Genomic DNA, 19762 nt, shown 5'->3' with positions numbered 1-19762 from the left:
GGTGATCGACCCCCTACAACGACTTCATCTCCGAAGGCGGCACGGTGTGGGACCGGCTGAAACCGTCGCGGAGGGCGAGCCCGGTGACATTGTCGCCCAAGAGCATTGGTGTTCGAGTGGGTTCGCCAACACCGATGTCGACCTGCTGCTCAAACGGCGCGGCATCCGTCGGCTCATCGTCATCGGCCTGAGGGTCGCCGCGTTGCGGTAACTTCACGCACACGTGTCGACGAACCCAGGAGTCGGTGCCCGTGAACGATCTGAAGCCGTTCGAATCCTCGATCGACTGGGGCGGTGAGCTTTGGCATTCCCTGGTGTGGCTCGCCGAAGCCTGGGTGATCGCCGCGGTGTGCACCTTCGCCGTGCTGACCGTCCTGGCCAAGTACACCCGGTGGGGCCGTCAGTTCTGGACCGTCACCGGCGCCTACTTCACCGGACGGCACAGCGTCCGGGTCTGGCTGGTGCTGGGCGCGATGCTGCTGTCGGTCATCGTCGGCGTGCGGCTTTCGGTGCTGTTCAGCTACCAGAGCAACGATCTCTACTCGGCGGCCCAGATCGCCGTGCAGGGATTCGCCACCGGCGATCAGGCCGTGAAAGATTCTGGCGTGCGCGGGTTTTGGGTATCCCTGCTGATCTTCTCGCTGTTGGCCGCGATCCTGGTCAGCCGGGTCCTTGTCGATCTGTTCATGACCCAGCGGTTCATGCTGGCCTGGCGGACCTGGTTGACCGACCGGCTCACCGGTGACTGGCTCGACGGCCGCGCCTACTACCGCAGCCGGTTCATCGACGGAACCATCGACAACCCGGATCAGCGCATCCAGTCCGATATCGACGTGTTCACCGCGCTGTCCGGCCCGCAGCCCAACACCCCGCACCAGACCAGCAACGGCACCCTGCCCTTCGGGGCCATCTCGTCGATCGTCTCGGTGATCTCGTTCACCTCGATCCTGTGGAACCTGTCCGGCGATCTGACCGTGTTCGGCGTCCAGATCCCGCGCGCGATGTTCTGGTCGGTGTTCGTCTACGTGGCGTTCGCGACCGTCATCGCCTTCGCGCTCGGCCGCCCGCTGATCCGGCTGTCGTTCAACAACGAGAAGTTCAACGCCGCCTTCCGCTACGCACTGGTGCGGCTGCGCGACGCCGCCGAGGCCGTGGCGTTCTACCGCGGCGAGCAGGCCGAACGCCGCGGACTGCGGGAGTGGTTCGCACCCGTCGTCTCCAACTACAAGCGCTTCGTCAACCGCACCATCGTGTTCACCGGCTGGAACCTGTCGATGAACCACATCATCATCCCGCTGCCGTGGTTACTGCAGGCACCGCGGCTGTTCGCCGGACAGATCCAGCTCGGCGCGGTCACCCAGTCGGTGACCGCTTTCGGCGCCATCCAGGATGCCCTGTCGTTCTTCCGCAACTCCTACGACACGTTCGCCGGCTACCGCGCGGCGATCATGCGGCTACACGGCCTGGTGACCGCGAACGCACAGAGCCGCGAGCTTCCGAAAATCGCCGTCGCAGGCACCGCCGGGGCGGGCGTGATCGAACTCGACGATGTCGAGGTACGCAGCCCGGCGGGCGAACGACTCGTCAGCGGGCTGAACCTGAACCTGCGCGCGGGCAACGCGCTGATCATCACCGGTGAATCGGGCACCGGGAAGACCACGCTGCTGCGCAGCCTGGCGCAGCTGTGGCCCTATGCCTCCGGGACGATGCACTGCCCGCTCGGTGACAACGAGATGCTGTTCCTCTCGCAACTGCCCTACGTTCCGCTCGGCGATCTGCGCACCGTGGCGTCCTATCCACGCGAACCGGGCGACATCGACGACCGGCAGATCAAGGACGCACTGCTGGCCGTGGCGCTGCCGCGCTACGCCGACCGGCTCGATGAGGTCAACGACTGGGCCAAGGTGCTCTCCCCCGGCGAGCAGCAGCGCGTCGCGTTCGCCCGGGTGCTGTTGACCAAGCCGCGGGCGGTCTTCCTGGACGAGGCCACGTCGGCGTTGGACGAACCGCTGGAATTCATGATCTACGCGCTGGTGCGCCGCGAACTGCCCGAAACGGTGCTCGTCAGCGTCACCCACCGCAGCACCGTCGACAAGCATCACGAACAGCGGCTGGAACTGCTCGGCGACGGCGACTGGCGACTGGGACGGATCGACGACGTCGAGCCGGTTGGCGTGTGACCGACGCGTTCATTGGCCAAGATGGCTGTCATGGACCACATCACCTTCATTCCGACCGCCGAGCAGATGCACTACACGTTCGGCGGTGCCCAGCCCGTCATGCGGGTCAAACCGGGCACGGTGCTGACGTTGTGGGCCGAGGACGCCTTCGGCGGCCGCATCACCAGCGTGGACGCGGTGGCGAGCACGGCACTCGACAGCGAGGACCTCAATCCGCAGACCGGTCCGTTCTGGATCGAAGGCGCCGAGCCCGGCGACACCCTGGCCATCCACCTGGTCGACCTCACGCCGGCGCGCAGCTGGGGCGCCTCCAGCCTGATCCCGTTCTTCGGGGGTCTCACCAGCGTCCCGGTCAGCCCGACGCTGCAGGACGCCCTCCCGGAACGGACCTGGATCTACGAATACGATGCGGCCGCGGGCACGGTCGGATTCTCGGCGCGGGGCAGCAACTTCGAGCTGGCGTTGCCGGCCAACCCGATGCTCGGCACCGTCGGGGTGGCCCCCGCGCGCCGCGAGGTGCGCACCTCGCTGGTACCCGACGCGTTCGGCGGCAACATGGACACCCCGGACATGACCGCGGGCGCCACCTGCTATCTGCGGGTCAACGTCGAGGGGGCGTTGTTCTCGCTCGGCGACGGGCACTACCGGCAGGGCGAAGGCGAGTCCTGCGGCACCGCGGTGGAGGGCGCGATGAACGTGACCGCGATCGTCGAACTCATCAAGGGCGGCGGGCCGGCCTGGCCGCGGTTGGAGACCGACACCCATCTGGCCACGATCGGTTCGGGACGCCCACTGGAGGAGGCGTGGCGCGCCGGCCAGGTCGAGATGATCGGATGGCTGGGCGAACTCTACGGACTGGACCGCCTCGACGCCTACCAGCTGCTGACCCAGATCTCGCTGAATCCGATCGCCAACGTCGTCGACGCCAATTACAGCTCGGTCACCAAGATCGACAAACGGCTCCTGCCCGCCGCGGCCGCCTACGGCGGGATTCACGGTGAACTGCGCGCCGCGGCAAAAGCTCTCGGCACCATCTCCTACTGATCGGAAAGAGACATCTATGGATCTCGGATTGACGGGCAAACGCTTCGCGGTCACCGGCGGTACGCGCGGGATCGGCCGGGCGATCGTCGAGGGACTGTTGGCCGAGGGCGCCGCGGTCGCGTTCTGCGCACGCAACGCCGACGCGGTCACCGACGCTCAGACCGAGCTCACCGCGGGCGGCGCCACCGCGATCGGCAGCGCTGTGGACGTGGGCGACTCCGCGGCGGTGGCCCGGTGGGTCGCGACGGCCGCCGACACGCTCGGCGGTCTGGACGGTGTGGTCGCGAATGTGAGCGCACTGGCGATCGCGGAAAGCGCCGAGAGCTGGCGCGCCAGCTTCGAGGTCGACCTGATGGGCACGGTGGGTCTGGTCGACGCGGCGCTGCCGCACCTGCTGGCGAGCGACGCCGGATCGATCGTCACGATCGCGAGCGTGTCGGGGCGGGAGATCGATTTCGCGGCAGGCCCGTACGGGACGTTCAAGGCCGCGCTCATCCATTACACGCAGGGCCTGGCCTACAACTACGCCGGCAAGGGCGTGCGGGCCAATTCGGTGAGCCCGGGCAATACCTACTTCCCCGGCGGGGTGTGGGCCACGGCCGAGAAGAACAACCCGGACCTGTTCGCGTCGGCCCTCGCGCTCAACCCGACCGGCCGGATGGCCACCCCGCAGGAGGTGGCCACCGCCGCCGTGTTCCTGAGCAGCCCGGCAGCCGGCTTCATCACCGGCACCAACCTGGTGGTCGACGGCGCGTTGACCCGCGGGGTGCAATTCTGATCGACCGCTGACGGGAGGCTGGCGGCCATTTCCCCGGCCCGATCTGGTAAGCAGGAAAGACGCACGCGGAACCGACTCATAGCCCTGTCGCGCCGCTCCAACCGACCACCAAAGGTTCCTGATGGCCGATTCCACCGACAGTCCCGCTGCGCCGACCAGCTCGCACTCCGGGATCGCTCGATGGATCCGCCGGCTGGCGATCCCCATCATCGTCGCCTGGATCGGGCTGATCGTCGTGCTGAGCATGGCCGTCCCCCAGCTTGAGGTGGTCGGTCAGATGCGGTCGGTGTCGATGAGCCCCAGCGACGCGCCTTCGGTGATCGCGATGAAGCGGGTCGGCAAGGTGTTCGACGAGTTCCACTCGGACAGCTCCGCGATGATCGTGCTGGAGAGCGACAGGCCGCTCGGCGCCGACGCGCACCACTTCTACAACGACATGGTCGACAAGCTCGAAGCCGACACCAAGCATGTCGAGCACGTCCAGGACTTCTGGGGTGATCCGCTCACCGAGGCCGGCGCCCAGAGCAATGACGGCCGAGCCACCTATGTGCAGGTCTATCTCGCCGGCAATATGGGTGAGGCACTGGCCAACGAGTCGGTTCAGGCGGTCCAGGAGCTGGTCGAGAGTCTGCAACCACCGCCGGGTCTCAAGGTGTACGTGACCGGCGGCTCGGCCCTGGCCAACGATCAGCAGCTGGCCGGCGACCGCAGCGTGCAGATCATCGAGATGGTCACCTTCGCGGTGATCATCACCATGCTGCTGCTGGTGTACCGGTCGATCATCACGGTGCTCATCACGCTGTTCCTGGTGGTGGTCTGCCTGTCCGCGGCGCGCGGGGTGGTCGCCTTCCTCGGCTTCTACGATCTGATCGGGCTGTCCACGTTCGCCACCCAGCTGCTGGTGACGCTGGCGATCGCGGCCTCGACCGACTACGCCATATTCCTGATCGGGCGATATCAGGAGGCCAGAACGGTCGGCGAAGACCGCGAACAGGCCTACTACACGATGTTCCACGGCACCGCCCATGTGGTGCTCGGGTCGGGTATGACGATCGCCGGTGCGACGCTGTGCCTGCATTTCACCCGGCTGCCCTATTTCCAGACGCTGGGCATTCCGATGGCGGTCGGCATGGTGGTCGCGGTGCTGGCCGCACTCACGCTCGGGCCTGCGGTGATCACGGTGGCCAGCCGATTCGGCAAGATCCTCGAGCCGAAGCGTGCGATGCGGATCCGGGGCTGGCGCCGGCTGGGGGCTTTCGTGGTCCGCTGGCCCGGACCGGTCCTGTTGAGCACCATCCTGCTGTCGTTGATCGGGCTGCTCACGCTGCCCGGCTACCGGACCAACTACAACGACCGCAACTACCTGCCCCCCGACCTGCCGGCCCAGCAGGGCTTCGCGGCCGCCGAGCGGCACTTCTCGCCCGCCAAGATGAATCCCGAGCTGCTGCTCATCGAAACCGACCACGACGTGCGCAACTCGGCGGACTTTCTGGTGATCGACAAGATCGCCAAGGCGGTCTTCGGTGTGCCCGGTATCGGCAGCGTCCAGGCCATCACGCGACCGCAGGGCGAGCCGCTCGACTTCAGCACGATCCCGGCCCAGATGAGCATGGGCGGGGTCAACCAGACGATGAACCGCAAGTACCAGATGGACCGCGCGGACGACATGCTGGTGCAGGGCGACGAGATGCAGAAGACCATCGACCTGATGACCCGGATGATCGGGCAGATGCAGGAGATGGCCGGGATCACCCACAGCATGGTGGGCAAGATGGACACGATGGTCGCCGACGTGGCCGAGCTACGGGATCAGATCGCGGATTTCGACGACTTCCTGCGACCGATCCGCAACTACCTGTACTGGGAACCGCACTGTTACGACATTCCGATGTGCCAGTCGTTCCGGGCGGTGTTCGACGCCCTGGACGGGGTCGACACGATGACCCAGAGCATCCAGGAAATGATGCCCGACATGCACAGACTCGATCAGCTGATGCCGCAGATGGCGACCATGATGCTGCCGCAGATCGAGACCATGAAAAAGATGAAGACCATGATGCTGACGATGTATCAGACCCAGAAGGGTCAGCAGGAGCAGCAGGCCGCGATGTCGGACAACCAGACCGCCATGGGTAAGGCGTTCAACGACGCCAAGAACGACGACACGTTCTACCTGCCGCCGGAGACGTTCAACAACAAGGACTTCAAACGCGGGATGAAGAGCTTCGTCTCACCGGACGGAAAAGCGGTGCGGTTCATGATCTCCCACGAGGGTGACCCGCTGACCCCGGACGGCATCAAGCTCATCGACGGGATCAAACTGGCCGCCAAGGAGGCCATGAAGAACACCCCGTGGGAGGGGTCGAAGATCTACCTCGCCGGCACCGCGGCAACCTACAAGGACATGCAGGACGGCAACAACTACGACCTGATCATCGCCGGGATCTCGGCACTGTGCCTGATCTTCATCATCATGCTGCTGATCACCCGCAGCGTGGTGGCCGCGGCCGTGATCGTCGGCACCGTGCTGGTGTCGCTCGGGGCGTCGTTCGGATTGTCGATCCTGGTGTGGCAGCACCTCATCGGGATCGAGCTGCACTTCATGGTGATGGCGATGGCGGTAATCGTGCTGCTCGCCGTCGGCGCCGACTACAACCTGCTGCTGATCGCCCGGCTCAAGGAAGAGCTGCCCGCAGGCATCAACACCGGCATCATCCGGGCCATGGGCGGCAGCGGGTCCGTGGTGACCGCGGCCGGTCTGGTGTTCGCGTTCACCATGATGTCGATGGTGGTCAGCGAGATGACGGTGGTCGCCCAGGTCGGTTCGACGATCGGGCTGGGTCTGCTGTTCGACACCCTGGTGATCCGGTCGTTCATGACGCCGTCGATCGCGGCGCTGATGGGCCGCTGGTTCTGGTGGCCGCAGATGGTGCGCCAACGCCCGGCCCGCGGCGTGGTGGCCCGGGCCATGGAGCGTGACCGCCTGGCCGGACGCCGGTAGCGCTACAGGCTGCGCGCCGCGGCCACGCTCACCACACCGTCGGTGCTGGTGTGTACCTGGCCGTCGATGCGGTACACCTCGCGCAGCATCGCCTCGGTGATCGTGGCGCCCGGATCCCCGGCCGAATGCACCGCGCCGTCACTCAATACGACGATCCGGTCGGCGAACCGCGCGGCGAGGCCGAGATCGTGCACGGTGATCATCACGACCGCGGGCTGCTCCCGGGCGATCCGCCGGACCAGCGCGAGCAGCTGAAGTTGGTTACGCAGATCCAGGCTGCTGGTGGGTTCGTCGAGCAGCATCACCGCGGGCCTGCGGATCATCGCCTGGGCCAGGCTGACCAGCTGCCGCTGGCCCCCGGACAGGTCGGAGATCGCCCGGGTGGACATCTCGTCGAGATCCAGCTCGGCGAGTACCCGGCCGATCTCGTCGAGCGCGGCCGGGCTCGGGCGCCCCTTCAACCGGCCCTGGCGGGCCAGCAGCACCGCCTCGAACACGGTGATCGAGCTGGGCGGCGGCGGATCCTGCGGGGTGTAGAGGATGCGTTCGGTGGGCTTGGCGGCCCGGTCGCCGCCGATCTCGACGCGGCCGCTGCCGCGGTGGATGCCGGCGATGCGTTTGAGCAGCGTGGACTTGCCCGCCGCGTTAGGCCCGACCACCGCGGTCACCTCGCCGGGCCGCATCGTCGGCAGGCTGACATCACGCAGCACCCGCGCGTCGCCGTAGCCGAAGGCCAGGTCACTGACTTTGAGACCGTCGAGATCTAACCCCATAGCCGTCGCGTCCTCGTCAGGATCAGCACCAGGAACAAGGGCACGCCGACGATCGAGGTGATGATTCCGACCGGGATGATCACCCCGGGGACGATCAGCTTGCTGGCCAGCGACGCCCCACACAGCAGCGCCGCACCGCACAGCGCGGCGGCGGGCAGGAAGTGACGCTGGTTCTCCCCCACCAGCATTCGGGCGGCGTGCGGGCCCACCAGCCCGACGAACCCGATCGTGCCCGCAACCGCGACGGCGGTGGCCGCCAGCAGCGAGACCCCGACGAGCACCAGCACGCGGGTCCGCTCGACGTTGACCCCCAGCGCCTGCGCCCGCTCGTCGCCCAGCCGAAACGTGGTCAGGGTCCACGCCGCCCGCAGAAACACCGGGGTGATGATCGCCAGGCCCACGGCCAGGACCGCCACCTGTTGCCAGTTGGCGCGGCCCAGGCTGCCCAGGGTCCAGAACACCACCTGTTGCAGCTGGGCATCGGAAGCGATGTACTGCAGCAGCGACAGCAGCGCGGTGAACAGGAACACCATGGCGATTCCCAGCAGGATCATGCTCTCGGCGCTGGCCCCGCGCAGGCTGCTGAAGCCGAGGATGACCGCGCACGCGATCATGGCGAAAACCCATGCGCTGCCTGCTGTCCCGAACATCGAAGCGGCCGAGCCACCGACGACGACACTGAGCGCGGCGCCGAATCCGGCGGCGGCCGAGATGCCGAGGGTGTACGGCTCGGCCAGTGGGTTGTTGAGGATGGTCTGCATCTGCACACCCGCGATCGCCAGGGCCGCACCCACAAGCACGCCGACCACCGACATCGGCATCCGGATGTTCCAGACGATCTGCTGCAGGGTATCGGGGGCCGCCCACGGAGTGAAGACGCCCCGCAGCAGCTGGCCGGGGCTCAGGCCGCTGCCGCCGACCCCGACATCCGCCACGAACAGCACCGCGGTCAGCACGAACAGGCACAGCACGACCACGCGCCTGCGGGCGACCATCGACTGGTAGGCGCGGGTGGCGCCGGCGGCGCGGTCGGCCCGCGTGGCGGTAGTCACGTCAGCCCGGTCCAGAACACCCCGGTGGGCTGGATCGGAAGGAACTTCTCGTGCAGTTCACGCAGGCCGGCGTCGGGATCGATGTCGGCGAACAGGTCCGGGTGCATCCACTTGGCGAACCACTGGACCGCCAGGAAGTTGTATGGCGAATCGTAGAAGTGATGCCAGACCGCGTAGGTGCGGCGATCCTTGACCGCCCCGAGGTTGGCGAACCCGGCCTGGCGGTCGACGACGGCGCGCAGCTGAGATCGGGCCTGTTCGGCGGTCTCGTCATATCCCAGCGGCACGAAGCTGCCCGGCTCGGCGGGGGTGTCCGGCGACCAGTTGGCGCCGGTGGCGATGACGACGGCGGGGTTGCTGGTCAGCACCGCCTCCGGCGAGAGGCTGCCCTGCTGCCCGGGCAGCATGTCGTCGGCGAGATTCGTTCCGCCCGAATAGGTCACGAGCGACGCCAGATTCGATTTGGCGAACGACGAGCAGCAGTCGAAATAGCCGGGGGCACGCCACAGGAAGGTGGGGGTCCGCGGCGCCTTCGCGGTGTCGAGCCTGCCGCGCACGTCCGCCATCGCGGCCCGGTAGTAGGAGACGAAATCGGCGGCCTCGCGGTCCCGTCCCATCAGCTTGCCCATGAGCTCGATGCTCGGCGCGGTGTTCTTGAGCGGGTCGACGAAGTAGTCGACGACCACGGTCGGGATGCCTGCGCGGTCGAGCTGCTCGATTGTGCCCGCATCCTGCGCCGCGTCGAACGACGACGCGCTGACGACGAACACGTCGGGTTGCAGCGAGATCGCCTGCTCCACCGAGAATGAGCCGTCCCAGAGATCGCCGGTCTTGGGGATGTCGGCGATCTGCGGGAACTTCTTCTCATACGCCGCCAGCGTGCCGGGATCGTTCTGCTCGAGATCGCTGGGCCAGCCGACGATCCGGTCCGTCGGGTTGTCCTTGTTGAGCATCGCGGTGGTGTAGAGCATGCGGGCCCCGTCGACCAGGATGCGCGCCGAGGGCGCCTTGATCGTGACCTGCCTGCCCAGCACATCGGTGACGGTCGTCTCGGGCCCGCTGCTCCGGGTGGATTGCGGATCCGGCGTGCTGTCTGCCCCGCATCCGGCGGCCGCCACGACGAGCGCGAACAGCGTCAGAACCGCCGCGGTCCGGCGGGCACGAAGCTTCACGGGCAGCACCACCTCGGGACGTCGTCGGCGACAAGCCGGATAGGAAACGCTTGCCTAACTCACCATCGCCGCACAGGTTACCTATAGGCCGAACCGGTCCGGGGAGAACCTGTCCAACCGGATATCGCAGGCGCCGTCGAGGGCGAGGTCGGCGGCGATGTCGCCGATCCCGGACGCGTGTTTGAACCCGTGGCCGGAGAACCCGCCGGTGAGCACGAGGTGCGGTGCCCGCTCGGTGGTGCCGACGACGAAATCGAGGTCGGGCGTCTTGGCGTTCATGCAGGGCCAGCCCGCGACCACCTTCGGTGTCAGCGCCGGGAACGCCCGCCGGCAGAACTCCTCGGCCGGAGCCGTGTCGCGGTGGTCGAGGGGGTGGCCGTTGTCCTCGGGGCGGTCCAGCCACGGTTTGTTGGCGGTCGGCCCGGCGCCGAGTTTGACACCCGTCCCGTCGACATCGGGCACCCCCCAGCCGTCGACGTCGCCGCTCTTGCGGATGAAGGCCGGGAACCGCCGGTAGCCGTACCCATCGGGATCGGCCGGGGCGAAGAACAACGCCGACGACCGTTGCACCCGCACCGGCAGCCCGAGACCGGGAATCAGGTCGTCGAACCAGGCGCCGGTCGCGACGACCGCCCGTTTCGCCCGCAGGGTCCCGGTCGAGGTGTCGATGCGGACGCCGTCGTCATCGGAGCCCAATCCGGTGACGGTGGTCTCGAAGTGCAATCGGGCTCCCGCGTTCTCGGCGAGTCCGATCGCGGCCAGGATCGACGCCTCCGGATCGAGCAGCCCGGCGCCGGCCTCGAACACCGCGACATCGCCGTCGATCGTCGCGTGCTGCGGATACCGCTCGGCGAGTTCCTCGGGTTCGAGGAGTTCCTGCTCGAACCCGCCCGCGGCGCCTGCGGCGAGCGCGTCACCGATCAGCTCGCCGTCGCGTGGACCGATGTAGAGCGCCCCGGCCGGACGGAAAACCGTTGCACCGGAGTCCTTCTCCAGCCGCCGCCACAGGCCTTTGGCGCGCGCCACGATGGGCAGATAATCCACGCCTTCGAAGATGGTCTCGCGGAAGATGCGTGACCCGCCGTGCGAGGACCCGAGCCGGTGCGCGGGCGTGAACTGCTCGATACCCACCACACTCGCCCCGCGCGATGCGCAGCGCCATGCCGTCATCGCGCCCATCGCACCGAGACCGAGCACGGCCACGTCGTACATCAGATCACCCCCCTCGACGTCAACCGACGGTAGCGCGCGGCGGGTTCGCCGAGACCGTCACCTGGTTGCGATGGGAACCAGCGGCACGACGTTCGCGTCAATTCGGCCCGGACGCCGCGACCCCGATTGATACCGTGCGGCGAGACGAACGGGGACGCCGATGATGCAGCACAGCAAATCCTGGATGGTCGCGGCGGTCGCGTTCGCCATGGCCGCGTCGGCGTGCAGTTCCACCACCCAGACCGCCGAGGCCACGCCGACCACGCCGGCCGCCGCGCCGCCGGCATCGCTGGTACCCGCGCCGGCGGACACCCAACAGACCAACGGCCCCGACGACATCGCCGACGGCGGCACCCACCTGCACTACCAGGTCAATGGTTCGCCGGGCGAGGTGATGAGCGCCTACCGGTCCGCGCTGGAAGGTGCGGGCTGGTCGATGACCACCATCGTCACCTCGGGTGGCGGCGGCGGGGGTGGGGCCACCTACACCGGGACCCACGGCGACGCCTACGGGGTCTTCGACGGTGGCGGCTATCAGAACACCACCTACATCGACGTGTGCACCTGGGCGGCAAAGCCGGCGAATCCGAACTGCACGCGCGGGGACCGGTAACAACCCGCAGCGGACGGGCGCCCGGGATCGGTGGCCAGGGACGGCTCAGAACGATTGCCGAGGCCCGGCAGTCAACCGTGCCCGGCAGCCCACGGACCGGTGACCGGGCAGCAGGTTTCCTCGCCGCGACCCGCCGAGATACCAACGCGCCTAACGTCTTGCGTGTGATCCGCGCGCCACGGCATCCGGAGGTTCTAGTCTTGAGGGCATGTCGGACCAGCGTCCACGGTCCAGGGACACCGTTGCCAAGCTGGCCATGCATTGTGTGCTGGCCGGGTTGCTCGCAGCGGCGTTGATGTTCCCGGTCGCCGGCGGCGTCGGGTCGTTGACGATGCGACTGTCCGACGGGGTCGCGCAGGACTCGTCGCAGGTGCTGCAGGGCGAGGCGCCCATCGTCACCACCATGGTCGACGCCGAGGGCACGCCCATCGCCTGGCTCTACGAGCAGCGTCGATGGGTGGTACCCAGCGACCGGATCGCCGACACCATGAAACTCGCGATCGTCTCGATCGAGGACAAACGCTTCACCGAGCACAATGGTGTGGACATGCAGGGGACGCTGAACGGGTTCATCGGCTATCTGCGGGGAATCAAACAGGTCCGCGGCGGTTCGACGCTCGAGCAGCAGTACGTCAAGAACTACAACCTTCTGGTCAAGGCGCAGACCGACGCCGAACGGCGGGCCGCGGTCGAGGTCAGCCCCGCCCGCAAGCTGCGCGAGATCCGGATCGCCCTGGCACTGGACAAGGCGCTGTCCAAAAGCGAGATCCTGGCCCGCTACCTGAACCTGGTGTCATTCGGCAACGGCTCGTTCGGCGTACAGGACGCGGCGCGCACCTATTTCGGGATCGACGCCGCGCAGCTCAACTGGCAGCAGGCCGCCCTGCTGGCCGGTGTGGTGCGGTCCACCAGCGCGCTCGACCCGTACACCAACCCCGACGGCGCGCTGGAGCGGCGCAACACCGTGCTCGACACCATGATCGACTATCTGCCCGACCGGGCCGATGAACTGCGCGCCGCGAAGGCGACCCCGCTGGGTGTGCTCCCGCACGCCGACCCGCTGCCGCAGGGCTGCATCAGCGCCGGCGATCGGGCCTTCTTCTGCGAGTACGTCCTGCAGTACCTGCAGCGCGCGGGCCTGAGCCCCGAGGAGGTCGCGCGCAACGGCTATTTGATCCGCACCTCCCTCGACCCGAAGGTGCAGGACAACGTCAAATCGGCGGTCGACCGGTTTGCGAACCCCGGCACCAACGGTGTCGCCAGCGTGATGAGCGTGATCCGGCCCGGCAAGGATGCGCACCGGCTGCTGGCGATGGCCGACAACCGCACCTACGGGCTCGATCTGGACGCCGACCAGACCATGCAACCGCAGCCCTTCTCACTGGTCGGCGACGGTGCCGGGTCGATATTCAAGATCTTCACCACGGCCGCCGCGCTCGAGATGGGGATGGGCATCAACACCCGGCTCGATGTCCCGCAGATGTTTCTGGGCAAGGGTCTCGGCAGCAGCGAAACCCCCGGATGCCCGAAAGAGACCTGGTGCGTGCGCAACGTCAGTTCCTACCCCAGCCCGATGAGCGTCACCGACGCGCTGGCCAAGTCGCCCAATACCGCATTCGCCAAACTCATCTCACAGATCGGAGTGCCGCACGCGGTGGATATGGCGGTTCGGCTGGGGCTGCGGTCCTACGCCGAGCCGGGTAGTGCCCGCGCGTACACGTCCGACCCCGAGGAGAGCATCGCCGATTACGTCAAACGGCAGAACATCGGATCCTTCACCCTGGGGCCACTCGAGCTCAATGCGTTGGAGCTGGCCAATGTCGGCGCGACGCTGGCCTCTGGCGGCATGTGGTGCCCACCCTCACCGATCGACAAGGTTTTCGACCGCACCGGCAAGGAGGTGGCGGTGAAGGCCGCCCCATGCGAACAGGCGGTGCCCGAGGGGCTGGCCAACACCCTGGCCAATGCCCTGAGCAAGGACGACGTCAGCGGGACCGCGGCGGGCGCGGCGAGCTCGGTCGGCTGGAACCTGCCGATGTCGGGCAAGACCGGCACCACCGAATCCCACCGTTCCTCGGGGTTTCTGGGCTTCACCAACCAATACGCCGCGGCCAACTACATTTTCGACGACTCCCCCACACCGTCGGGTCTGTGTTCGTACCCGCTGCACAAATGCGGGGACGGCAACCTGTATGGAGGCACCGAGCCCGCCCTGACCTGGTTTCGGGCGATGAAACCGATCGCCGATTCGTTCGGTCCGGTGGCCCTTCCACCCACCGATCCGGTCTATGTCGACGGCGGGCCGGGAGGCCAGGTACCCACGGTATCCGGCATGAAACTCGATGAGGCACGAAAACGCCTGCAGGATGCGGGGTTCCGGGTCTCGGACAAACCCTCGCAGGTCAACAGCAACGCGACGAAGGGATCGGTGGTCGGCACCTCACCGAGCGGCCGGACCATTCCCGGCTCGATCATCACCATCAACACCAGCACCGGATATGTGCCACCACCGCCGCCGGTCTACGTCCCGCGCCCCGAGCTCCCGCCACTCCCGCCGACCCGCGACGAGCTGGCACCACCCCCGCCGCCCAACGTCATCGAGATTCCGGGACTGCCACCGATAACCCTGCCCGCCGCGCCGCCGCCGGAACCACCGCCACCGCCACCACCGCCCCCGCCCGGCACGCCGTTCTAGGAAGCCGATGTCGATTCGTTCTGCCGCGTTCGCTGTCGTCGTCGCGATGACGGTCACGCTCGCGGGCTGCTCGAAGCCCGACCTGTTGCCGGACCCGCCCGTGCAGGCCGCCCAGCCGAGCACCGCCTCGCCGTCGGACTCGCAACGGCGCAGGCTCGCGTCCGATCCCGCACGCCTGGCCGCCGATCTGGTCGCCGACGAACACACGCTCAGGGACCGGTCGTCACCGGAGGCTGTGCTGGCGGCGGCGGCATACCGCCAGCAGGCGGCTTACCGTGCCCTGGGACGCCACCCCGAGTGGGATCCGATCGCCCGGCCACAGATCCCGCCGTCGCTGCTGGAGAGCTACGACCGCAACGTCGACGCCCGGCGCCAGCTCGGCGCGATGAGCAGGCACGCCAAGGACACCGTGCCTGCATGGCGGATCGTGCCGCCCAGGCCGCCCGACGAACTGCTCGGCTACTACCGCGACGCGGAGGCGGCCTCCGGCGTCGGCTGGAATTATCTGGCGGCGATCAACCTGATCGAAACCGGGTTCGGCCGGGTCGCCGGTGTGAGCACGGCCGGCGCCCAGGGGCCGATGCAGTTCATGCCCGCGACGTTCGCCGCCTACGGCGGGGGCGGCGACATCCACTCGCCTCGTGACAGCATCATGGCCGCGGGCCGCTACCTGGCCGCCAACGGCTTCGCCCAGAACCCGGACAACGCCCTGTTCCGGTACAACAACTCCAACCAGTATGTGCGGGCGGTCGACGACTACGCGTCGGTGCTCGCGGCCGATCCCGCCGCGTTCGCCGGCTACTACCGGTGGGACGTCGTCTATTACACGACCGCGGGAGACGTGGTCCTGCCGATCGGATACTCGGCGCCCGCCCCGACGCCGGTCGCGGACTACCTGGCGGCCCACCCGCCGGCGGTGCCGCCCGAGCCGCCGGTGCAGATCTCCGGCCCGAGCGAGCAGCGGCTGCACACGTTGCTGGCCGTGGCGGCCGGCGCGGCGCGCGCCGACCCGGCCGGACGATCGGAGCTGCTGTCCCGGCAGTTCCTCGACGTCCCGTATGCCGCACATACTCTCGTCGGATCGCCATCCGAACCCGAGCAGCTCGTGGTCGATTTGCAGGGGGTCGACTGTTTCACCTACGCCGACTATGTCGAAGCGCTGAAACGGTCGACCAACCGCGACCAGTTCGTCCGCGGCCTGGCCGGCGTGCGGTACCGGGACGGCATCGTCGGGTTCCAGAACCGCAGGCACTTCTTCACCGACTGGGCGGTGGCATCGCCCGCGATCGCCACCGATATCGCCACGGACGTCGACCCCGACGCGATCGAGGTGACCAAACACCTCAATCAGAAGGATTCCGGCGGGGTGTACGTGCCCGGGGCGCCCGTGGTGCCACGGACCGTGTCCTACATTCCGAGCGGGCAGGTCGACGCCGGTGTCGTGGCCCGGTTGCGCACCGGCGATTACCTCGGGGCCTACGCCGAGGACGGCGGCCTCGACGTGACTCACGTCGGCATCTTCGTCGACTCGCCGACCGGCCCCGTCCTGCGGAACGCATCGTCGCTGCGGGCGGACGACAAGGTCGTCGACACTCCCCTCTTCGACTATCTGCAAACCGTGCCAGGAGTCGTGGTGTTGCGCCCGGTCCAGTGAGGGCCCGCGCTTTCCTCAGCAAAACCACGGTAAAACCGACAGCCAGGCTCAGCTGCCACGAGGAGGGTGGAAACCAGTAGTCAGAAATCGACATGAGCGTGGGAGGCCGCAGCGATGGCGACGACAGCAACCACCGACGACACCGTCATCGACCTCGAGTCGCACCCCGTGTGGCGATCCGCGCAGCGGTACTCCCGGGAGGTCAGCGAAGCGATGCGGCGGCATCCGTCCTATCTGGCCAAGATGCCGGCGACCCCGTCGGCCTGACCACGTCGAGGGCGGACCGCCCGCGCGTTTGAATATCGACGGAAGTGGCAATTACTGAGGTGCAGCAAACCCGAATTGTCCCTACGTCGAACGGAATGGCCATGATCGTGCTCGGCATCATCCTGTGGATTCTCGGAGCCGTCGGCCGTCCGGTCGGCGGGCGAAAAGTCTGGTTCTAGCCGCACCCGGGCACCCACCCGCGCGGCTGGTCGGCTGGCTACCTTCGCGGTGACGGCTCATCCACCCTCGAGGCGATCTGATTGGCGATCGCGACCGCCGAGTCCCCCGGCTTGGCGCTGCAGGTGTTGACATCGACGATCACGTTGATGCGGGCAGTCAACGCCCGCCCGCAGGCCCAGCCACCCGCCTGGGCCTCCAGTTGGGTGGTGATCACACTCAGCATGCCGGACTTGTTCGAGATGGGCCCGGCCTCCCACTGGGTGCCGGACTGCAGGTGGCTGTAGCTGTGGCACTGCGTCCACTGTTGCGCCGATGCGTCGTAAAAGGCCTTGGCCTGCGCGGCATCGGGAAACAACACCACCGCCTGATGGGCGTAATGGGTGAAGTTGTCCCCATTTCCCAGGGTCACATCGCGCACGTCGGTGTATCCACTGTCGGCATAGACGAGTGCCTGCGCGGCACCGTCGACGGCGAGGCATTCGCGCGGTTCCATCGTCGCACTGTCGTCCGGCAATTCGGATTGGGTACCGGTGACGGTCATATCGCCCACCCCCGTGGCCGCGCCGATCTGCTCGGGGGTGAGCAGTAGACCCGGCAGGGCCCGGTTCAACACCGGTGCCGGGGCGAAAGACGTGATCATCGGTTTGGTCGGTGTGTTCTGCGCTGTCGGCTCGTCGGATTCGCCGCAACCGGCGGCGAGGACACAAACAGCAGCGATGGCGATCGCGGTGGTCAGATGACGCATGCGTTTCCCCGTCCAGCAGTGACGACATGTCGCGTTGATGGCAATTCTAGGGAACCAGCGAACTCGCATTCTTCGGGGAACATTTCCCGGAAGGTTCCAAGGCTTTGCGGGATCGTTACGTCAAGCACCACCGGACGTCATCCATGATGCGGAGTGGGGCGGGCGGGGCTCGAACCCGCGACCAATGGATTATGAGTCCACGGCTCTAACCGACTGAGCTACCGCCCCGGGCGCGGCTGCGCGGCACCTATATTCCCACACAATCGCGGCACACCGACCAGGGGCTTCGGGGAACCGGCCCGATCTTCCTGGGCGGCATCGGACAGGCCCCGCCCAGGTCGCGGTGGAATCATGGCGGACGTGTCGTCACCGTCATACGCGTTCGCCTCCGACAACGCCGCACCCGCCCACCCGAAGGTCCTCGATGCGATCGTGGCCGCCAACGACGCCGCCGCCCCGTCCTACGGGGATGACGACGCCACGCGGCGCGCCGCCGACGCGATCAGGGCCACCTTCGACTCCCCCGAGGCCGATGTGCTGTTCGCCCTGACCGGCACCGGCGCCAACGTCATCGCGCTCGCCTCGGCGGTGCGCCCTTGGCAGGAGATCCTGTGCAGCGATATCGCGCACTCGCTGGTCGACGAGGCGGGTGGGCCGGTCCGGGTGTCGGGCGCTCAGCTGACCCGGCTGCCCAGCGACGACGGCCTGATCGATCCGGCGGCACTCGACCGGGCCGCCGCCCGCCGCGGGCCGGTGCACCATTCGCAACCGAGGATCGTCACCATCACCCAGTCCACCGAGAACGGGCGGCTGTGGACCCCGCAGGCCGTCAAGGATTTCGTCGACCACGCCCACGATCTGCGGTTGCTGGTACACATCGACGGCTCGAGGATCGCCAATGCGGTAGCCGCGCTGGATATTCCGCCGCACCAAGCGATCGGCGACGCCGACATCGTGACCGTCGGCGGAACCAAGAACGGCATCCTGTTGGGCGAGGCGATCCTGGTCCGCCGGCCCGAACTGTTCGACGGAATTCATTTCGTACAGAAGCAGATCGGCCATCTCGCCAGCAAGCAGCGGTTCATCGCCGCCCAGTTCGAGGCGCTGCTGCGGGACGACCTGTGGCTGGACAACGGCGCCCACGCCAATCGGATGGCGGCTCGGCTGAGCACGGGCCTGCGGTCGCTCGGCCTGCCGATCGCCTCCCCGACCGAGGCCAACGAGGTGTTCGTCGACCTCGACCCCGCGGTGTACCGGGAGTTCGGCCGAAGCTACGCCGTGCACCGGCCCGATCCGCTGATGCCGGCCGTGCGGTTCGTCTGCTCGTGGGCCACCACCGAGGCGGAGGTCGACGATGCCCTACGGGTGCTGGCGTCGATTTCGACCTCAGGGTCGTAATGCCGGCGAATCCACTGCCCCAGGCACCGCGAGCGTGCGCGTCTGCCGCGCGACACGCCGCAATTCTCCGGCACTTTGCGCACACTCACGCCCTGCCGAGTGTGCGTGGAATGCTGGCTCGCCACGGAGTGGCGGGCAGCAGACACGCACGCTCGCCGAAACGTGGTCAGCCGTAGACCGGTTGCCCGTCGGTGCCGATCTCGTAGCGCTCGGTCCCCTCACTCACCCGCGCGGCGTCCACCCCGAGCGCGACGGCCACCTTGTTGCAGGCGTTGCGCATCACATCGAGCGTCAACTCGATCGCCTCATCCCGCGAAAAGTGCCGGAGCAACTGCTCGCCCGGCACCTGCGACGGTGTCCAGATCAGCGCGTCGACGTAGCGCAGCGCCGCCTTGTGCCGCTCGGACAGGTCGGAATCCTGGTAGTGGTCGATCGCGGAGTACATCGACTCGTCGGCGCCGGCGTCGAGCGCCGAACCCTCGCGCAGCGATTTGCACAGCCGGCAGTTGTGTTGACGCGCCCCACGCAGGCGGGCGAGCTCCGAGGTCACCGGATCGAGTGTGCGCAAGCGTCCCACCGCGGGCAGGAACACGTCCAGCACGAACTCCGACGGATCGGTGTCATGGTCCCAACTGCCGGGTTCCAACGGCACCCGGACCCCGATCGAGCACAGCCCGGCGTTCACCCTTGGCACGAAATCGGCGATGAAGATGAGGGTGGTGACACCAAACACGTCCGCCGCCAACAGATCCGAGAAGGCCGCCCGTTGCGCGGCGTTGATCGCGGTCACGTCGGCGCTGAACTGTTCGGCGAACTCGGTCACCATGGGGTCGACGGCGCCGCCGGAGGACTCGGCGGGCAGCGCGGGCAGCCCGACGGTCGTCGCGCATACCTCACGCACCGCGGCATTGATGTCGGCCAGCCCGGGCGGTGACAACTCCACCAGGCGCACCAGCTCACTCAACACACCCGCAGTATCCACCAGTCCCGGCGCCGTC

General features: G+C 67.7%; 16 protein-coding genes, 1 tRNA gene and 1 pseudogene. 11 read left to right on the top strand and 7 right to left on the bottom strand.

All coding sequences use genetic code 11. From position 1 onward, the window contains the following. Positions 1-46 precede the first annotated feature (46 nt). The 5 genes from ACWDTP_RS08540 to ACWDTP_RS08520 all read left to right on the top strand — a co-directional run bounded on the left by ACWDTP_RS08540 (position 47) and on the right by ACWDTP_RS08520 (position 7003). A complete protein-coding gene (locus tag ACWDTP_RS08540; protein ID WP_450018515.1) occupies positions 47-211 on the top strand; it encodes a hypothetical protein in 165 nt (54 codons plus the stop codon). Positions 212-251: 40 nt separating this feature from the next. Next, a complete protein-coding gene (locus ACWDTP_RS08535; RefSeq protein WP_450018513.1) occupies positions 252-2180 on the top strand; it encodes an ABC transporter ATP-binding protein/permease in 1929 nt (642 codons plus the stop codon). A gap of 30 nt (positions 2181-2210) precedes the next feature. After that, positions 2211-3224 carry an acetamidase/formamidase family protein gene (locus tag ACWDTP_RS08530; RefSeq protein ID WP_450018511.1) on the top strand — a complete coding sequence of 338 codons (1014 nt, stop codon included), beginning with the start codon at positions 2211-2213 and terminating at the stop codon, positions 3222-3224. A gap of 16 nt (positions 3225-3240) precedes the next feature. Further along, a complete protein-coding gene (locus ACWDTP_RS08525; RefSeq protein ID WP_450018509.1) occupies positions 3241-4002 on the top strand; it encodes an SDR family NAD(P)-dependent oxidoreductase in 762 nt (253 codons plus the stop codon). 121 nt (positions 4003-4123) lie between these two features. Beyond that, complete coding sequence (locus tag ACWDTP_RS08520; RefSeq protein ID WP_450018507.1) at positions 4124-7003, top strand: MMPL/RND family transporter; 2880 nt, start codon at positions 4124-4126, stop codon at positions 7001-7003. A gap of 2 nt (positions 7004-7005) precedes the next feature. Here the strand turns inward: ACWDTP_RS08520 and ACWDTP_RS08515 are convergent, their stop codons facing one another. The 4 genes from ACWDTP_RS08515 to solA form a co-directional block, all read right to left on the bottom strand. Further along, positions 7006-7776 carry an ABC transporter ATP-binding protein gene (locus ACWDTP_RS08515; RefSeq protein ID WP_450018505.1) on the bottom strand — a complete coding sequence of 257 codons (771 nt, stop codon included), beginning with the start codon at positions 7774-7776 and terminating at the stop codon, positions 7006-7008. Further along, the gene (locus tag ACWDTP_RS08510) at positions 7767-8828 is read right to left on the bottom strand and encodes a FecCD family ABC transporter permease (RefSeq protein WP_450018503.1); all 1062 of its coding nucleotides are present in this window, start codon (positions 8826-8828) and stop codon (positions 7767-7769) included. The genes ACWDTP_RS08515 and ACWDTP_RS08510 overlap by 10 nt, the downstream gene beginning before the upstream one ends. Then, positions 8825-10000, bottom strand: coding sequence for an ABC transporter substrate-binding protein (locus tag ACWDTP_RS08505; protein WP_450018501.1), 1176 nt, complete (start codon positions 9998-10000; stop codon positions 8825-8827). The genes ACWDTP_RS08510 and ACWDTP_RS08505 overlap by 4 nt, the downstream gene beginning before the upstream one ends. 81 nt (positions 10001-10081) lie before the next feature. Then, positions 10082-11212: an N-methyl-L-tryptophan oxidase gene (gene solA / locus ACWDTP_RS08500; RefSeq protein ID WP_450018499.1), complete on the bottom strand. Its 1131-nt coding sequence runs from the start codon at positions 11210-11212 to the stop codon at positions 10082-10084. Between the two features lie 160 nt (positions 11213-11372). Here solA and ACWDTP_RS08495 point away from each other — a divergent pair, with 160 nt between their 5' ends. The 5 genes and pseudogenes from ACWDTP_RS08495 to ACWDTP_RS08475 all read left to right on the top strand — a co-directional run bounded on the left by ACWDTP_RS08495 (position 11373) and on the right by ACWDTP_RS08475 (position 16441). Continuing rightward, positions 11373-11825, top strand: coding sequence for a hypothetical protein (locus ACWDTP_RS08495; protein WP_450018497.1), 453 nt, complete (start codon positions 11373-11375; stop codon positions 11823-11825). 208 nt (positions 11826-12033) lie between these two features. Continuing rightward, on the top strand, positions 12034-14520 hold the full coding sequence (ponA2, locus tag ACWDTP_RS08490) for a transglycosylase/D,D-transpeptidase PonA2 (RefSeq protein ID WP_450018495.1): 2487 nt from the start codon (positions 12034-12036) through the stop codon (positions 14518-14520). 7 nt (positions 14521-14527) lie between these two features. Continuing rightward, positions 14528-15430: pseudogene (locus tag ACWDTP_RS08485) on the top strand (transglycosylase SLT domain-containing protein); the annotation flags it as partial. Positions 15431-15436: 6 nt separating this feature from the next. Then, a complete protein-coding gene (locus ACWDTP_RS08480; RefSeq protein WP_450018529.1) occupies positions 15437-16174 on the top strand; it encodes a DUF1460 domain-containing protein in 738 nt (245 codons plus the stop codon). A 114-nt stretch (positions 16175-16288) separates the two neighbouring features. Next, positions 16289-16441, top strand: a complete 153-nt coding sequence (locus ACWDTP_RS08475; protein ID WP_450018493.1) for a hypothetical protein — start codon at positions 16289-16291, stop codon at positions 16439-16441. 217 nt (positions 16442-16658) lie between these two features. Here ACWDTP_RS08475 and ACWDTP_RS08470 read toward each other — a convergent pair whose 3' ends face one another. Continuing rightward, positions 16659-17366 carry a sensor domain-containing protein gene (locus tag ACWDTP_RS08470; RefSeq protein ID WP_450018492.1) on the bottom strand — a complete coding sequence of 236 codons (708 nt, stop codon included), beginning with the start codon at positions 17364-17366 and terminating at the stop codon, positions 16659-16661. A 154-nt stretch (positions 17367-17520) separates the two neighbouring features. Then, positions 17521-17594 (bottom strand) — tRNA-Ile (locus tag ACWDTP_RS08465). Positions 17595-17717: 123 nt separating this feature from the next. On the opposite strand from ACWDTP_RS08465, the gene ACWDTP_RS08460 reads away from it, so the two are divergent. Next, positions 17718-18764: a threonine aldolase family protein gene (locus ACWDTP_RS08460; protein ID WP_450018490.1), complete on the top strand. Its 1047-nt coding sequence runs from the start codon at positions 17718-17720 to the stop codon at positions 18762-18764. Positions 18765-18930: 166 nt separating this feature from the next. Here ACWDTP_RS08460 and ACWDTP_RS08455 read toward each other — a convergent pair whose 3' ends face one another. Continuing rightward, positions 18931-19731: a carboxymuconolactone decarboxylase family protein gene (locus ACWDTP_RS08455; RefSeq protein ID WP_450018488.1), complete on the bottom strand. Its 801-nt coding sequence runs from the start codon at positions 19729-19731 to the stop codon at positions 18931-18933. Positions 19732-19762 lie beyond the last annotated feature (31 nt).

Source organism: Mycobacterium sp. NPDC003449, assembly GCF_053588415.1.
The sequence above is the reverse complement of the archived record's forward strand: the minus strand, read 5'-3'. Positions and strand labels throughout refer to the sequence as shown.

Excerpts from the sequence above, each read along its gene's own strand:
- ACWDTP_RS08530 (WP_450018511.1), top strand. The coding sequence starts at position 2,211 with ATGGACCACATCACCTTCATTCCGACCGCCGAGCAGATGCACTACACG.
- solA (WP_450018499.1), bottom strand. The coding sequence starts at position 11,212 with ATGTACGACGTGGCCGTGCTCGGTCTCGGTGCGATGGGCGCGATGACG.
- ACWDTP_RS08495 (WP_450018497.1), top strand. The coding sequence starts at position 11,373 with ATGATGCAGCACAGCAAATCCTGGATGGTCGCGGCGGTCGCGTTCGCC.
- ACWDTP_RS08520 (WP_450018507.1), top strand. The coding sequence starts at position 4,124 with ATGGCCGATTCCACCGACAGTCCCGCTGCGCCGACCAGCTCGCACTCC.
- ACWDTP_RS08525 (WP_450018509.1), top strand. The coding sequence starts at position 3,241 with ATGGATCTCGGATTGACGGGCAAACGCTTCGCGGTCACCGGCGGTACG.
- ponA2 (WP_450018495.1), top strand. The coding sequence starts at position 12,034 with ATGTCGGACCAGCGTCCACGGTCCAGGGACACCGTTGCCAAGCTGGCC.
- ACWDTP_RS08475 (WP_450018493.1), top strand. The coding sequence starts at position 16,289 with ATGGCGACGACAGCAACCACCGACGACACCGTCATCGACCTCGAGTCG.
- ACWDTP_RS08470 (WP_450018492.1), bottom strand. The coding sequence starts at position 17,366 with ATGCGTCATCTGACCACCGCGATCGCCATCGCTGCTGTTTGTGTCCTC.
- ACWDTP_RS08515 (WP_450018505.1), bottom strand. The coding sequence starts at position 7,776 with ATGGGGTTAGATCTCGACGGTCTCAAAGTCAGTGACCTGGCCTTCGGC.
- ACWDTP_RS08460 (WP_450018490.1), top strand. The coding sequence starts at position 17,718 with ATGGCGGACGTGTCGTCACCGTCATACGCGTTCGCCTCCGACAACGCC.